11 protein-coding genes are annotated in these 15,382 nt (G+C 71.6%); 7 read left to right on the forward strand and 4 right to left on the reverse strand.

Annotated elements, in window-relative coordinates; genetic code table 11:
- Positions 1-68 precede the first annotated feature (68 nt).
- The 4 genes from DY218_RS26865 to DY218_RS26880 all read right to left on the reverse strand — a co-directional run bounded on the left by DY218_RS26865 (position 69) and on the right by DY218_RS26880 (position 5,723).
- Positions 69-2,495: a transglutaminase TgpA family protein gene (locus DY218_RS26865; protein ID WP_128558715.1), complete on the reverse strand. Its 2,427-nt coding sequence runs from the start codon at positions 2,493-2,495 to the stop codon at positions 69-71.
- Positions 2,492-3,874 carry a DUF58 domain-containing protein gene (locus DY218_RS26870; protein ID WP_128558716.1) on the reverse strand — a complete coding sequence of 461 codons (1,383 nt, stop codon included), beginning with the start codon at positions 3,872-3,874 and terminating at the stop codon, positions 2,492-2,494. The genes DY218_RS26865 and DY218_RS26870 overlap by 4 nt, the downstream gene beginning before the upstream one ends.
- A complete protein-coding gene (locus DY218_RS26875; protein WP_128558717.1) occupies positions 3,874-4,926 on the reverse strand; it encodes an AAA family ATPase in 1,053 nt (350 codons plus the stop codon). Before DY218_RS26875 ends, DY218_RS26870 begins: the two co-directional genes overlap by 1 nt.
- A gap of 248 nt (positions 4,927-5,174) precedes the next feature.
- Positions 5,175-5,723 (reverse strand): beta-class carbonic anhydrase, encoded by a 549-nt coding sequence (locus DY218_RS26880; RefSeq protein WP_128558718.1) that lies wholly within the window; start codon positions 5,721-5,723, stop codon positions 5,175-5,177.
- A 400-nt stretch (positions 5,724-6,123) separates the two neighbouring features.
- Here DY218_RS26880 and rsmH point away from each other — a divergent pair, with 400 nt between their 5' ends.
- The 7 genes from rsmH to murD are packed head-to-tail and all read left to right on the forward strand — an operon-like array spanning position 6,124 to position 15,350.
- Entirely contained in the window at positions 6,124-7,128 is a 1,005-nt protein-coding gene (gene rsmH / locus DY218_RS26885) for a 16S rRNA (cytosine(1402)-N(4))-methyltransferase RsmH (RefSeq protein ID WP_128558719.1), read from the forward strand.
- Positions 7,125-7,766 carry a septum formation initiator family protein gene (locus DY218_RS26890; protein WP_407703690.1) on the forward strand — a complete coding sequence of 214 codons (642 nt, stop codon included), beginning with the start codon at positions 7,125-7,127 and terminating at the stop codon, positions 7,764-7,766. Before rsmH ends, DY218_RS26890 begins: the two co-directional genes overlap by 4 nt.
- 4 nt (positions 7,767-7,770) lie before the next feature.
- Positions 7,771-9,711, forward strand: a complete 1,941-nt coding sequence (locus tag DY218_RS26895; protein ID WP_128558720.1) for a peptidoglycan D,D-transpeptidase FtsI family protein — start codon at positions 7,771-7,773, stop codon at positions 9,709-9,711.
- A gap of 12 nt (positions 9,712-9,723) precedes the next feature.
- A complete protein-coding gene (locus tag DY218_RS26900) occupies positions 9,724-11,418 on the forward strand; it encodes a UDP-N-acetylmuramoyl-L-alanyl-D-glutamate--2,6-diaminopimelate ligase (RefSeq protein ID WP_128558721.1) in 1,695 nt (564 codons plus the stop codon).
- A 4-nt stretch (positions 11,419-11,422) separates the two neighbouring features.
- The gene (locus DY218_RS26905) at positions 11,423-12,850 is read left to right on the forward strand and encodes a UDP-N-acetylmuramoyl-tripeptide--D-alanyl-D-alanine ligase (protein ID WP_128558722.1); all 1,428 of its coding nucleotides are present in this window, start codon (positions 11,423-11,425) and stop codon (positions 12,848-12,850) included.
- Positions 12,847-13,917 (forward strand): phospho-N-acetylmuramoyl-pentapeptide-transferase, encoded by a 1,071-nt coding sequence (gene mraY, locus DY218_RS26910; protein ID WP_128558723.1) that lies wholly within the window; start codon positions 12,847-12,849, stop codon positions 13,915-13,917. Before DY218_RS26905 ends, mraY begins: the two co-directional genes overlap by 4 nt.
- Positions 13,914-15,350: a UDP-N-acetylmuramoyl-L-alanine--D-glutamate ligase gene (gene murD / locus DY218_RS26915; protein ID WP_128558724.1), complete on the forward strand. Its 1,437-nt coding sequence runs from the start codon at positions 13,914-13,916 to the stop codon at positions 15,348-15,350. The genes mraY and murD overlap by 4 nt, the downstream gene beginning before the upstream one ends.
- The last annotated feature ends 32 nt before the right edge of the window (positions 15,351-15,382 follow it).

Consider the following 15,382-nt stretch of genomic DNA (forward strand, 5'->3'; position numbering starts at 1 on the left):
CCTGGAACCCGGGAAACCGCTCCGATACGCGCCCCCGACGCTGACCGTCGGGGGCGCGCATCTGCGTCTCAGCCCTGCTGCCTGCCGGTCCGGCGCAGCAACCCGGACCACCGCTCCGGACCCCATCGGCGCCCGCCCCAGCGAGCCGCGAACGCCTGCCGCCGCTCGGCGAACGCCCAGCTCACCCGTACGGCCGAACGCGGCGCGAAGGTGGCCCGCAGCCGCACCCGCCTGCCCACCGATGCACGCAGCCCGGCGCGGAAGCGACGGACATCGTCGCCCAGACCCGCGACCGGCCGGGGCTCCGGCGCATAGAGCACCTGCTCCACCGCGGCGGCGACCCGGTGCACCGCGTCCGCCGTCTCCGCATCGAGCTGTCCGATCCGTACGATGCGGGCCGCCGCCCTGCGCGGGGTCTGCGAGTCGTCCGGGACGATGCCGTGGTCCCAGGCCGTGTCGGTGATCTCCAGCCACGCCGCAAGCGTCCGGGCCGTGGTGTCGGCCGGCGTCCGGCCACCCGAGCCGAGCCGCACCCCGCGCACCCGGGTGCGCCAGAGGAACGGCAACGACGGCAGGAGGAGCAGCGCCACCACCCCGGCAGCCACCCCGAGGATCGTGCCGAGCGGCGGGCCGTCGTCACCACCGCCCGCCGCGGCCAGCGGGTCGTCCGCACCGCATTCGTTGAACTTCTTCATCTCCGCGGTGCAGCTCTCGGACGCGGACGTCGACGGCTCGGCGGACGGCTCCGCGGAGTCCGTGGGCTCCGGCTCGGCCGAGTCGGTCGGGGTGCCCGAAGGGGTCTCGCTCACCGTGTAGTCCGGGACGGTGCCCCGGGTCGGGGTGGGCTCGAAGCGGGTCCAGCCCACGCCTTCGAAGTACAGCTCCGGCCAGGCGTGCGCGTCCCGCAGGCCGACGGACATCCTGCCGTCGCTCTCCGGGGTGCCCGGTGTGAAGCCCACCGCGACCCTGGCCGGTATGCCGAGGGTCCGGGCCATGGCCGCCATCGAGAAGGAGAAGTGGACGCAGAAGCCCTCCTTCTGCTTGAGGAAGCGGCTGATCGCTGCCGAGCCGCTGCCCGCGTTGACCTCCGTGTCGTAGGTGAAGCCGCCGTCCGAGGCGAACCAGTCCTGGATCTTCACCGCGCGCTCGTAGTCGTTCGACGCTCCGCGTGTCACGCGGCGGGCCGCGTCGTACACGTCCTGCGGCAGTGAGTCGGGGACCTTGGTGAACTCGTCGGCGATCTCGTCGCGCGGGCCCGGCGCCGCGGCCAGCTGCTCGGGCTTCGGGCGTACCAGGGAGCTCTCGACCGTGTAGTCCTTGCCGCGCGTCGTCTGGCCGTCGTCGCCCACCAGCGTCCTGCCGACCGGCTCGAAGCGCCAACTGCCGTCGATGGCCACCCTGTTCGCCGGGTACGGCATCGGGAGCCAGTCTTGGGCGTACCAGTCGGCCGCCGAGATGCTGGTGCGGACGGTGTCGGTGGGGACGCCCTGGCCGAGTCCCGGCGGGGTCGGGAAGGAGGTGGGCACGTCGTAGATCCGGCGCTCCGACGGCTTCCAGGCGTCCCCGTCGAACTGGTCGAGCGCGACGATCCGCAGGTAGAGGTCCTGGGTCTCCTCGGTGTCCGTCCGATAGGTGAGGACCTCGCGGTCCTCCGGCTGATTCAGGCTGTTCTGCAGGGAGACCAGCGGATTGACGGCCGAGATGGTGCCGCCGCCGGAGCCCGAACCGCCGCCCTTGCCCGCCGTGTCCAGGATCCCGCCCTCCATCGCGGGCAGCAGCGCCGGCACCACCAGGGCGATACCGAGTGCCAGGACACCGATCCGACGGCCCGCCCGCACGGGGGCGACCGCGCCGCCACCCGCGTCCAGACCCGAAGCCACCGGGCCCGAGGACCGCCCGCCGCCACCGAAGACCCGGCCCCACTGGGAGAGCCGATCCCGGCCCTCGGCCAGGAGCAGCAGCAGATATCCGGCGGCCGCGAGGAGGAACCACAGCCAACCCTGACCGCCGTCCCCGAGTCCCGCCGCCACCGAGTACAGCGCGAGCAGCGGCAGCCCCGCAGGAGCCGCGCTCCGGAACGTCACCGCAAGGGCGTCCACCAGGAGGCCGATGACCAGGACCCCGCCGATCAGCATCAGCTTGATGCCGTCGGACAGCGGTGCGGGGATCGAGTACTGGCCGACGTCGTTCCCCCCGGCCTCCAGGAGCAGTCCGAATCGCTCGAACACCTCGGGGCTCGGCAGCACCCCGCCGATCGCCGCGTCCTGTGCGAAGGCCGCGGTGAGAATCAGCAGGCTGATCACCGCCTGGATGGCGATCGTCAACGGCCTGGCCAGCGGGATCCGCCGGGCGACCGCACCGACCGCGGCCTGGATGCACAGGAAGATCGCGGCCTGCACGATCCACGACTTCGTGCCCACCAGCGGCAGCAGCGCACAGGACGCAAGCAGTGTCGCCGCCGTGGCGCACAGCGCCAGACGCGTGCTCCCGCTCATGACCGACCCCCCGTGGTGCTGCCCGTGAACGATCCGGCCGCCGAACTCTGCCGGTCCGCATGCCGCCACAGATCGACGAGCGCGACGCCCGGTGGTACGCCGAGCGCCGTCCAGCCCGCCTCCCTGAGCATCCGCAACCGCTCCTCGGTCGCCGGCGACGGGGCATCTCTCCTGCCCTCCGCCCAGGCCGTGGTGTCCAGGACGAAGGCCAGGGCCGCGCCGGTGCGCTGCCGCATCCGGGCGGCCACCGCCGCCTGCTCCTCGCTCAGTTCGCCGAAGAACGCGATGAGCAGCCCTTCACTGCCGCCCCTGAGCACGTCGTACGCCCGCGAGAGGCCACCGTCGTCGGAGTGGTCGATCACGGCGAGGGTGTCCATCATCAGACCCGCCGCGTCCGCCGACTCCTGGCTCGCGCCGGCGAATCCGTCGGACCCGTCGCCCGGCACCGAACTGCCGGTGTCGGTCAGCAGGCGGACCGTGTACCCCCGCTCCAGCATGTGCACCAGGGCCGATGCGCAGGCGGACACGGCCCATTCGAATCCGGAGTCCGGGCCCGCGCCGTGATGCGCGACCAGGCGGGTGTCGAGCAGCACCGTGCAGCGGGCCCGCTGCGGCTGCTCCTCACGGCGCACCATCAACTCGCCGTAGCGCGCGGTGGAGCGCCAGTGCACGCGGCGCAGATCGTCGCCGTACCGGTACCCCCGCGGGATGACGTCGTCCTCGCCGGCCAGGGCGAGCGAACGCTGGCGCCCGTCCCCGTAACCGAGCGACTCACCGGTGAGCCGGATCGGGGGCAGCGCGCTGACCTGCGGAATGACCGTCAGTGTGTCGTACGCGCTGAAGGACCGGGTCAGCTCGCACATGCCGAACGGATCGGTGAGCCGCAGCTGGAGCGGCCCGAGCGGATAGCGGCCGCGCAGGTCCGACCGCACCCGGTAGGACACCTCGCGTCGCCCGCCCGCCTCGACCCGGTCGAGCACGAACCGGGGCCGCGGCCCCAGCACGTACGGCACCCGGTCCTGGAGCATCAGCAGGCCCGTGGACAGCCGTGAGACGTTCTCGATGCGCAGATGGACGCGGGACTCCGAACCGGCCGGGACCCGGCCGGGCGAGAGCCGGCGGGAGCCCGAGACCCGGTAGCGCGTGCGGAAGAGCACCAGTGCACAGACCAGTGGGAGCACCGCGAGCAGCAGTCCGACGCGCAGCAGATCGCTCTGACCGAGCACATACGCGCACACGGCCGCGGCGAGCCCGGCGGCCAGGAACGACCGTCCGCGCGTGGTGAGACCCGCGAGCGCCGTCCGCAAGCTGCCCCTTGGACGGTCCTCGTCGTCCCACTCGCCGCTCCCGGTCCGGGACCCCGGCCCCCCGGCCGACATCACAGCCTCCGCGCGCCGGGCGGCTGGTGCGGGTATGCCGGAGCGCCCGGAACGCCGCCCGCCCGGCCGAAGCTCCCGGCGGGGCGGGCGGCGGCGGGCACCGGCACGCGCTGCAGGATCTCGAGCACGACCTGCTCGGCGGTACGGCGGTTGAGCTGGGCCTGTGCGGTGGGCAGCAGCCGGTGCGCGAGCACCGGGACCGCGAGCGCCTGGACGTCGTCCGGCAGGGCGTACTCGCGGCCGTCGAGCGCGGCAGTCGCCTTGGCGGCCCGCAGCAGATGCAGCGTCGCCCTGGGGGAGGCGCCGAGTCTGAGGTCCGGGTGGTGCCGGGTGGCGGCGACCAGCTCCACCGCGTACCGCCGGACCGGTTCGGCCACGTGGACCGTGCGGACCGCCTCGACGAGCTTGACGATGTCATGGGCGTGCGCGACCGGCTGGAGGTCGTCGAGCGGTGAGACCCCGCCGTGCACATCGAGCATCTGCAGCTCGGCCTCGGCGCTCGGATACCCGATGGACACCCTGGCCATGAAGCGGTCGCGCTGGGCCTCGGGCAGCGGGTAGGTGCCCTCCATCTCGACCGGGTTCTGCGTCGCCACCACCATGAACGGGCTGGGCAGTTCGTAACTCCGCCCGTCGATGGTGACCTGGCGCTCCTCCATGGACTCCAGGAGCGCGGACTGGGTCTTCGGCGAGGCCCGGTTGATCTCGTCGCCGATCACGATCTGGGCGAAGATCGCGCCCGGTTTGAACTCGAACTCCTTCTGCTGCTGGTCGTAGATGGACACACCGGTGATGTCCGACGGCAGCAGATCGGGAGTGAACTGGATGCGGCGCACCGAGCAGTCGATGGACCGCGCGAGCGCCTTGGCCAGCATGGTCTTGCCGACGCCCGGCACATCCTCGATGAGCAGATGGCCCTCGGCGAGGAGCACTGTCAGCGAAAGCCGTACGACCTCCGGCTTGCCCTCGATCACACCCTCCACCGACCTGCGCACTTGTTGCGCGGTGGTGGTCAGGTCAGTGAGGCTCGCTCGATCTTCATAGGTCGTCACCCGGCCCTCCTCGGCCCTACTCCCCAAGCTCACAAGGAGCAGGGGACACCCCTGGTTCGGGCCGTGTCACGGTGCGACCGGCCCACCCCGAATTACGGACGTCGGTTCCGGATCGTTCCGGGACAACCGAAGTCACACCCGCATTCTTGTTGCCGTTACCGCTTCGTGTCACTCGCCTGTGGATAACCGACGGTGCTATGTCACATCCTGAGACCTTTTTCCCGTTTCAGGAGGGTGCTGAGCAGGACCTATGCGGGGTCGATCTCGCGCAGGACGCCCTGCTTCACATCGAAGACGAAGCCACGGACGTCGCCGACGTGCAGCAGGAACGGCGAGGTCCGCACCCGCTGCATCGACTGCCGCACGTCCTGGTCGACGTCCCGGAAGGCCTCCACGGCCCACGCGGGGCGCTGGCCGACCTCGACCTCGAGCTCGTGCCGGAACTCCTCGGTGAGGCTCTCCAGGCCGCAGTTCGTGTGGTGCACCAGCATGATGCTGCGGGTGCCGAGCGCGCGCTGGCTGATCGTGAGCGACCGGATCACGTCGTCGGTGACCACGCCGCCCGCGTTCCGGATCGTGTGCGAGTCGCCGAGTTCGAGGCCGAGCGCGGCGTGCAGGTCGAGACGTGCGTCCATACAGGCCACGACGGCGACCTTGAGGACGGGGCGGGCGTCCATGCCCGGGTCCGTGAAGCCGGCTGCGTACCGGAGATTGGCTTCGACGAGACGGTCCGTGACGGTGCCGGCGCCGGACAGGGCGCCGGAGGGGTCGGAGTGCGGCGAAGTGGAGGTCGACATGTCTTAGACCGTAGACCGCACGGGCCCGTACGGCCCGTGGTGGGAGGGGACAAAGAGCGTCAATGCGCCTTGTTGTGAGGTACTCCACAGGGGGTGTCCGGGGTGCATCCGTCCGGGTGAACACGGGGCCGCGCGACGCGCGAGCGCCCCGTACGGCCGGAGATTGACCGCGGGACAGCGTGGACTAAAGTGACGCGAAGCGGGAGCCGAGAGGGCTTCTGCTGGGTGTTCTCCCGGAGATTCCGCTGAATCTCCCCCGCGTGCGCGGCGCGTACGTACGGCTCGGCCTCCACCCGCTCGCGGTCGGCTGACGTCCCTTCCCCGGCGCCGGCAGACCATCCCCTTCGAGCGGGCGGGGACCCGGCGGTGCGTACTGCCGTACCGGACCTGAGAGGGTGCAATGCAAGGGCGCGAAGCGCTTCCGTCGCAGGACGACGGCGAGCGGCGGGAGGGAGAGACCCGGCACGTCCCGGTGATGCTGCGGCGGTGTCTGGATCTGCTCGGCCCGGCCCTCGACAAGCCCGGAGCGGTGGTCGTCGACTGCACCCTCGGGCTCGGCGGGCACAGCGAGGCCCTCCTGAAGGCCCACCCCGAAGTGCGGCTCATCGGCCTCGACCGGGACACCGAGGCGCTGCGGCTTGCCGGCGAGCGGCTCGCACCCTTCGGTGACCGCGCCACCCTGGTGCACGCCGTCTACGACGAACTCCCCGACGTGATCGCCCGATTGGGCATCGACGGCGTCCAGGGCGTCCTCTTCGACCTCGGCGTCTCCTCGATGCAACTCGACGAGGCCGACCGCGGGTTCGCCTACGCCCAGGACGCCCCCCTCGACATGCGGATGGACCAGACGACCGGCGCGAGCGCGGCCGAGGTCCTCAACACCTACGCGCCCGGCGAGTTGGTCCGGATCCTGCGCACGTACGGCGAGGAGAAGCAGGCCAAGCGGATCGTGTCGGCCGTCGTGCGCGAGCGTGCGAAGGAGCCGTTCAGGAACAGCGCGCGGCTGGTCGAGCTGATCCGCGACGCGCTGCCGCAGGCCGCGAAGCGCACCGGCGGCAATCCGGCCAAGCGCACCTTCCAGGCCCTGCGGATCGAGGTCAACGGCGAACTGGCCGTCCTGGAACGGGCGGTGCCCGCCGCCGTCCGCTCGCTCGCGGTCGGCGGCCGGATCGCCGTCCTGTCGTACCACTCGCTCGAGGACCGCCTGGTCAAGCAGGTACTCGCGGCCGGCGCGGCCAACACGGCGCCGCCCGGTCTGCCGGTGGTGCCGGAGCGCTACCAGCCGCGCCTGAAGCTCCTCACCCGCGGCGCCGAACTGCCCACCGAGGACGAGGTCGCGGAGAACCGCAGGGCCGCCCCCGCGAGGCTCCGCGGCGCGCAGCGGATCCGGGAGGACGTCGCGTGAGCCGTGCGTCGCAGCCACCGGGCGGGACGGCACGGGCGAGGGCTCTCCTCGGCCGGCCGGCGGCGGGCGACGCGGGGCGCTCGCGCCTCGGCCGGCTGCTGCACCTGCTCCCCGGGGGCGGCAGGCCGGCCGCCCGGACGCCCTTCGTGCTCCTGGTGGTACTGCTGCTCGGCGGCGGGCTGATCGTCCTGCTGCTGCTCAACTCCTCGTTGAACGAAGGGTCGTTCCGCCTCAGCGAGCTCAAGCGGAAGACCACCGAGCTCACCGACGAACAGCAGGATCTGCAGCGCGAGGTGGACGGCTACTCGGCACCGGACGAGCTGGAGCGCCGGGCCCGCGAGCTCGGCATGGTCCCCGGTGGCAACCCGGCCTTCCTCGCACCCGACGGCATGATCCGCGGCAATCCGGGCGCCCCCGCGAAGGCACCCGTCGTACCGAAGCCGGTCCCTGCCAAATCCCCGGCGGCGTCCCCGAAGCCCGCCGCATCCAGGGCTCCGGCCGGCTCTCCCGCGCCCACCACCACGGCGGCAACCACCCCGCCACCGGCCGGCGCCCGCAGCGCCCCCGCCGCACAGCCGTCCGCCAGCGTGCCGCCCCCGGCGACGCCGGTGCCCACCCCCTCGACCGCCGGCAGGTGAGGACGTGACCGACAGGCAGCCACCGCGGCGACGTGTGCCCGGGCCCGCGAAGCCCCAGCGTCCGAGGCCCGGCTCTGCCGGCCGGCCTGCTGCGCGCCGGCCCCGGCCCGTACCCCGGCCCCGTACCATCCGGCTCGGCAGCCCGCGTCCGCGCCTGCGCCTGGTCAGTCTGGGCCTCGCCTTGGTGATGCTGGTCTTCGTCGGACGCCTCCTGCAGGTGCAGGCCGTCGACGCCGGCGCCTACGCGGCCAAGGCGGAGAAGAACCGGGTCATCCGCACCACGCTCGCCGCCGAGCGGGGCGGCATCACCGACCGCAACGGCTCCGAACTCGCCATCAGCGTCGACGCGTACGACGTCACCGCCGACCCGTCGCTCTTCACGCCGAAGCACACCAAGGTCGAGGACGCGCCCGAGCAGGCGGCCGCGCTGCTCGCCCCGATCCTCGGCGGGGACGCCGCCACCCTGACCAAGAAGCTCAAGAAGGCCGACAGCCGGTACGCACTGCTTGCACGCCGGCAGACCCCGCAGGTGTGGAAGCAGATCAAGGACCTCAAGGCGACCCTGGCGGAGAAGGCGCAGAAGGCGGGCACCGGCAGCGTGCTCGCCGGCGTCTTCCAGGAGCCGAGCAGTAAACGCCTCTATCCGAACGGAGACCTGGGCGCCGGAATACTGGGCTGGGTCAACGCCGAGGGCAAGGGCGGCGGCGGCATCGAGGCCATGCTGAACGAGGAGCTGGCCGGCCAGGACGGCAGGATCACCTACGCCCAGTCCGGCGGCCGCCGGGTGCCCACCGCGGGCGGCAACGAGAAGCCCGCCGTACCGGGCTCCGACATCGAGCTGACCATCGACCGGGACATCCAGTGGACCGCGCAGAAGGCCATCGACGCGCAGGTGCGCAAGTCCAAGGCCGACCGCGGCTACGTCGTCGTCCAGGACACGAAGACCGGGGAGCTCCTGGCCCTCGCCAACGCACCGGGCTTCGACCCCAACGACCTCGGCAAGGCGGACCCCTCGCACCTGGGCAATGCCGCCCTGCACGACGCCTTCGAACCGGGCTCCACCACCAAGCTCGCCTCCATGGCCGCCGTGCTCGAGGAGAACGCGGCCACGCCCGGCACCCATGTGACCGTGCCCAACCGGCTGCACCGCGGCGACCGGCTCTTCAAGGACGACGTCGACCACCCCACCTGGTACCTCACCCTCACCGGCGTCCTGGCGAAGTCCAGCAACATCGGCACCATCCTCGCCACCCAGCAGCTCGGCAAGACCCAGGCCGAGGCGAACAAGGTCCTGCACTCGTATCTGCGCAAGTTCGGTTTCGGCCGTCCCACCGGACTCGGCTTCCCCGGCGAGACCTCCGGCATCCTGCACAAGCCGGACGACTGGTCCACGTCCACGCAGTACACCGTGCCCTTCGGACAGGGCTTCTCGGTCAACGCCGTCCAGGCCGTCTCGCTGTACTCGACCGTCGCCAACGGCGGCGTACGGGTGGAGCCGAGCCTGGTGCGCGGCTCCAAGGGCGCCGACGGCAAGTTCGCACCGTCCGAGAAACCGAAGCAGAGCCGGGTCGTCAGCGAGAAGACGGCACAGACGCTCTCGAAGATGCTGCAGGCCGTCGTCGACGACGAAGGCGGCACCGGCCGGAAGGCGGAGATCGACGGCTACCGGGTGGCGGGCAAGACCGGCACGGCCAACCGGGTGGACCCCGAGACCGGCCGCTACAAGGGCTACACCTCGTCCTTCGCCGGATTCGCACCGGCCGACAAGCCACGTATCGCCGTCTACTGCGCCGTACAGAACCCGACCAAGGGCGACTACTTCGGCGGACAGCTGTGCGCACCCATCTACAAGCAGGTCATGGAATTCGCACTGAAGACCCTCCAAGTCCCCCCGACCGGTGCCAAGGCCCCGGGCCTGCCGGTGACCTTCGACAAAGAAGACTGAACAGGTACCTCTGTGACTACGCTTCCCCCCGACGCGGCAGAGCCGCGCCGCTCCGCCGTCGGCACTGCGCCGGAGCCCACCTCATTTAGGACCGGGCCGGGTGCGCCGGGTACGCTCACCGCCGTGCCACAAGCTGATCAGTCCCAAACCACCCAGAAGGACGCTCCCGTGACCTACCCGGGACCGCCCAGGCCCGAGCGGGTCACGGCCAGCACCTTCCAGGCCCTCGCCGAGCAGCTGGGAGTCGACGCGGCCGGCGATGCGGCGGTCACGGGCATCACCCACGACTCGCGCGCCGTCCGCCCCGGAGACATCTACGCGGCCCTGCCCGGCGCCCGCTTCCACGGCGCCGACTTCGCCGCGCAGGCCGCCGACCTCGGCGCCGCCGGGATCCTCACCGACCCGGCGGGCTGGGACCGCGCCGCCGCCACCGGACTCCCGGTCCTCGTCGTGGGCGACCCCCGCGGCCGGATGGGCGAGATCGCGGCCACGGTCTACGGGAACCCCGGACACGATCTGCTGCAGCTCGGCATCACCGGCACCTCCGGCAAGACCACCACGGCGTATCTCGTCGAGGGCGGCCTGCAGGCGGCCGGCCACCGCACCGGGCTCATCGGCACCGTCGAGATGCGCATCGGCGACGAACGCATCAAGTCGGAGCGCACCACCCCCGAAGCCACCGATCTGCAGGCCCTGTTCGCCGTGATGCGCGAGCGCGGGGTCGAGTCGGTCGCGATGGAGGTCTCCAGCCACGCACTGGTGCTCGGCCGGGTCGACGCCTGCGTCTTCGACGTCGCGGTGTTCAACAACCTGAGCCCCGAGCACATGGAATTCCACTCCGACATGGAGGACTACTTCCAGGCGAAGGCGCAGCTCTTCACGCCCAAGCGCGCCAAGCTCGGGGTGGTCAACTTCGACGACGAGTACGGCCGGCGCCTGGTGAAGGAGGCGACGGTCCCGATCGTCACGTTCTCCGCCGAGGGGCACCCGGACGCCGACTGGTGGGCCGAGGACGTCGAAGTCGGCCCGATGGACAGTACGTTCACCGCGGTCGGCCCCGACGGACAGCGCATCGCCGCCAAGTCTCCGCTGGCCGGCCCCTTCAACGTCGCCAACACCCTCGCCGCGATCGTCGCCCTCGCCGTCGCCGGAGTGGACCCGCAGACCGCGGCCGACGGGATCGCCTCGGTCGCGGGCGTACCGGGCCGTCTGGAGCGGGTCGACGAGGGGCAGCCGTACCTCGCCGTGGTCGACTACGCGCACAAGACCGACGCCGTCGAGTCCGTGCTGCGCGCGCTGCGCAAGGTCACCGAGGGCCGGGTGCACATCGTCCTCGGCTGCGGCGGCGACCGTGACCTCACCAAACGCGGGCCGATGGGCGCGGCCGCCGCCCGGCTCGCCGACACCGCCGTACTCACCTCGGACAATCCGCGCTCCGAGGACCCGCTGGCGATCCTCGCCACCATGCTCGCGGGTGCCGCCGAGGTCCCCGTCCACGAGCGCGGCGACGTCCAGGTCTTCGAGGACCGGGCCGCCGCCATCGCCTCGGCCGTGTTCCGCGCACAGCCCGGGGACACCGTCCTCGTCGCCGGCAAGGGCCACGAACAGGGCCAGGACATCAACGGAGTGGTACGCCCCTTCGACGACCGTGTGGTGCTGCGCGAGGCCATCCGCCACCGCGCCGCCGCCCAGAACCACCAGGGATGAAGCCGTGATCGCCCTCTCCCTCGCCGAGATCACCTCCGTCGTCGGCGGACAGCCGCACGACATACCGGACAGCGGGCGCCGGGTCACCGGGGCCGTGGTCATCGACTCCCGGCAGGTCGAACCGGGCGGCCTGTTCGCCGCGTTCGCCGGTGAGCACGTCGACGGCCACGACTTCGCCGAACGCGCCGTCGCCGCCGGGGCCGAGGCCGTCCTCGCCACCCGGCCGCTCGGTGTGCCCGCGATCGTGGTCGACGACGTCGAGGTGGCGCTAGGCGCGCTCGCCCGCGCCGTCGTCGCGCGCCTGGGCACCACCCTGGTCGCGCTCACCGGATCGGCGGGCAAGACCTCCACCAAGGACCTGATCGCCCAGCTCCTGGAGCGCAAGGCGCCCACCGTGTGGACACCCGGCTCCCTGAACAACGAGATCGGACTGCCGCTCACCGCGCTCCGCGCCACCGAGGAAACCAGGCACCTGGTCCTCGAGATGGGCGCCCGCGGCATCGGCCACATCCGCTACCTCACCGACCTGACCCCGCCGCGCATCGGCCTGGTACTCAACGTCGGCACCGCCCACATCGGCGAGTTCGGCGGCCGCGAGCAGATCGCGCAGGCCAAGGGCGAGCTGGTCGAGGCTCTGCCGTCCGCCGAGGACGGTGGCATCGCGGTGCTCAACGCCGACGATCCCCTGGTACGCGCGATGAGTTCGCGCACCAAGGCGCGGGTCACCCTCTTCGGCGAGGCACCCGACGCGGACGTACGCGCCGAGGACGTCACGCTCACCGATCAAGGACAGCCGGCCTTCACGCTCCGCACACCCACCGGGTGCAGTGCCGTGACCATGCGCCTGTACGGTGAGCACCACGTGCCGAACGCGCTCGCCGCGGCAGCCGTCGCCCATGAACTGGGCATGTCCGCGGACGAGATCGCCATCGCGCTGAGCGAGGCGGGCAACCTGTCCCGCTGGCGGATGGAGGTCACCGAGCGCGCGGACGGCGTGACGGTCGTCAACGACGCCTACAACGCGAACCCCGAGTCCATGCGAGCCGCACTCCGCGCGCTCGTGGCGATGGGCCGGCCGGCCGAGGGGGGACGCACCTGGGCGGTGCTCGGTCAGATGGCCGAGCTCGGTGACGACGCGCTCGCCGAGCACGACGCCGTCGGACGGCTCGCCGTCCGGCTCAATGTGAGCAAGCTCGTCGCGGTCGGGGGCAGGGAAGCGTCCTGGCTGCAGCTGGGCGCATACAACGAGGGTTCGTGGGGTGAGGAGTCGGTGCACGTGTCCGACGCACAGGCGGCTGTCGATCTGTTGCGCAGCGAGCTGCGCCCGGGGGACGTCGTACTCGTGAAGGCATCCAGGTCGGTGGGCCTCGAGCGGGTGGCACTCGCCCTGCTCGACACCGCTTCCGCAGAGGGGCAGGTCGCCGGCCGATGAGGCAGATCCTCTTCGCGGGAGTGATCGGGCTCTTCCTGACCCTGGTCGGAACCCCGCTCCTGATCAAGCTCCTCGCCAAGAAGGGCTACGGCCAGTACATCCGGGACGACGGCCCGCGCGAGCACGCGGCCAAGCGCGGTACGCCGACGATGGGTGGCATCGCCTTCATCCTGGCGACGATCGTGGCGTACTTCGCCGCGAAGCTGATCACCGGTCAGCCGACCGCGTTTTCCGGTCTCCTGGTGCTCTTCCTGATGGCGGGGATGGGTCTGGTCGGCTTCCTCGACGACTACATCAAGATCGTCAAACGGCGTTCGCTCGGTCTGCGGGCCAAGGCGAAGATGATGGGCCAGCTGATCGTCGGCGTCGCCTTCGCCGTGCTCTCGCTGCAGTTCGCCGACAGACAGGGCAATACGCCCGCCTCGACGAAACTCTCCTTCGTCACGGACTTCGGCTGGTCCATCGGCCCGGTGCTCTTCGTCGTATGGGCACTGTTCATGATCCTCGCGATGTCGAACGGCGTGAACCTGACCGACGGTCTCGACGGACTCGCCACCGGTGCCTCGGTGATGGTCTTCGGCGCCTACACGTTCATCGGCGTCTGGCAGTTCCAGGAGTCCTGCGTCAATGCGGAGTCGCTGACCAACCCGGCGGCCTGTTTCGAGGTACGAGATCCACTCGACCTCGCCGTCGTCGCCTCGGCCCTGATGGGCGCCTGCTTCGGCTTCCTGTGGTGGAACACCTCACCGGCCAAGATCTTCATGGGTGACACCGGCTCGCTCGCCCTCGGCGGCGCCCTCGCCGGCCTCGCCATCTGCTCCCGTACGGAACTGCTGCTCGCCCTGCTCGGCGGCCTGTTCGTGCTCATCACGATGTCCGTCGTCATCCAGGTCGGTTCCTTCCGCCTCACCGGCAAGCGCGTCTTCCGGATGGCCCCGCTGCAGCATCACTTCGAACTCAAGGGCTGGTCCGAAGTCCTGGTCGTGGTCCGTTTCTGGATCATCCAGGGCATGTGCGTGATCGTCGGACTCGGCCTCTTCTACGCAGGGTGGGCGGCCGAGAAGTGAGCACCTGGCAGGGCAAGCGCGTCACCGTCGCCGGACTCGGCGTCTCCGGGATCCCGGCCGCCCGGGTGCTGCACGCCCGCGGCGCCGAGGTCACCGTCGTCAACGACGGCGACGACGAGCGCTCCCGGGCCCAGGCCGCCGAGTTGACGGCCGAGGGGATCACCGTCCGGCTCGGCGACGGCGCGACCCTGCCGGAGGGCACCGAGCTGATCGTCACCACCCCCGGCTGGCAGCCCGACAAGCCCCTGTTCGCGGCGGCCGAGCGGGCCGGCATCGAGGTCTGGGGCGACGTCGAACTCGCCTGGCGCCTGCGCGGCCCGGACAGCGCCCCCTGGCTCGCCGTCACCGGCACCAACGGCAAGACCACCACCGTACGGATGCTCGCCTCGATCCTCGAGGCGGCCGGCCTGCGCACCGCGGCCGTGGGCAACATCGGCGTCTCGCTCCTGGACGCGGTGCTCGGCGACGAGACCTACGACGTACTCGCCGTCGAACTCTCCAGCTACCAGCTGCACTGGTCGCCCTCACTGCGCGCCCACTCGGCCGCGGTCCTGAACCTCGCGCCCGACCACCTCGACTGGCACGGCTCCATGGAGGCCTACGCCGCCGACAAGGGCCGTATCTACGAGGGCAATCGGGTCGCCTGCGTCTACAACGTCGCCGACCCCGCCACCGAGGACCTGGTCCGCGAGGCCGACGTCGAGGAGGGCTGCCGCGCCATCGGCTTCACCCTCGGCACCCCAGGACCGTCCCAACTCGGCGTCGTGGAGGGCCTCCTGGTCGACCGGGCCTTCGTGCCCGACCGGCAGAAGCAGGCCCAGGAGCTCGCCGAGGTCGCGGACGTACGCCCACCGGCCCCGCACAACGTCGCCAACGCCCTCGCGGCCGCCGCCCTCGCCCGCGCCTTCGGCGTCGAGGCGACCGCCGTACGCGACGGACTGCGCTCCTTCCGCCCCGACCCGCACCGCATCGAGCTGGTCTCCGAGGTCGCCGAAGTCACGTACATCGACGACTCCAAGGCCACCAATCCGCACGCCGCGGAGGCCTCCCTGGCCGCCTACGAATCGATCGTGTGGATCGCCGGAGGACTCGCCAAGGGCGCCTCGTTCGACGATCTGGTGCGCGGTGCGGCCGGCCGGCTGCGGGGCGTCGTGCTCATCGGCAAGGAGCGCCACCTCATCCGCGAAGCCCTCGGGCGACACGCCCCGGAGGTCCCGGTGGTCGACCTGGAGCGGACCGACACTGGGGCGATGTCCGCCGCGGTCCGGGAGGCGGCACGGCTCGCCGCTCCTGGCGACACCGTGCTGATGGCCCCGGCCTGTGCGTCGATGGACATGTTCGTCAACTACAACAAGCGCGGCGAGGCCTTCGCGGACGCGGTGCACGCGCTCGCCGCCGAGGGCGCCGGGCCCGCCGGAGCCGGCAGCGCCTGACCGGGCGCCCGAGCCCCCTGTGGCGGGCCCGT

It is taken from the genome of Streptomyces triticagri, assembly GCF_003429565.1.
GTDB classification, from domain to species: domain Bacteria; phylum Actinomycetota; class Actinomycetes; order Streptomycetales; family Streptomycetaceae; genus Streptomyces; species Streptomyces triticagri.

Coding starts and splice junctions, on each gene's coding strand:
- mraY (WP_128558723.1), top strand. CDS start 12,847: ATGAGGCAGATCCTCTTCGCGGGAGTGATCGGGCTCTTCCTGACCCTG.
- DY218_RS26865 (WP_128558715.1), bottom strand. CDS start 2,495: ATGAGCGGGAGCACGCGTCTGGCGCTGTGCGCCACGGCGGCGACACTG.
- rsmH (WP_128558719.1), top strand. CDS start 6,124: ATGCAAGGGCGCGAAGCGCTTCCGTCGCAGGACGACGGCGAGCGGCGG.
- DY218_RS26870 (WP_128558716.1), bottom strand. CDS start 3,874: ATGTCGGCCGGGGGGCCGGGGTCCCGGACCGGGAGCGGCGAGTGGGAC.
- DY218_RS26880 (WP_128558718.1), bottom strand. CDS start 5,723: ATGTCGACCTCCACTTCGCCGCACTCCGACCCCTCCGGCGCCCTGTCC.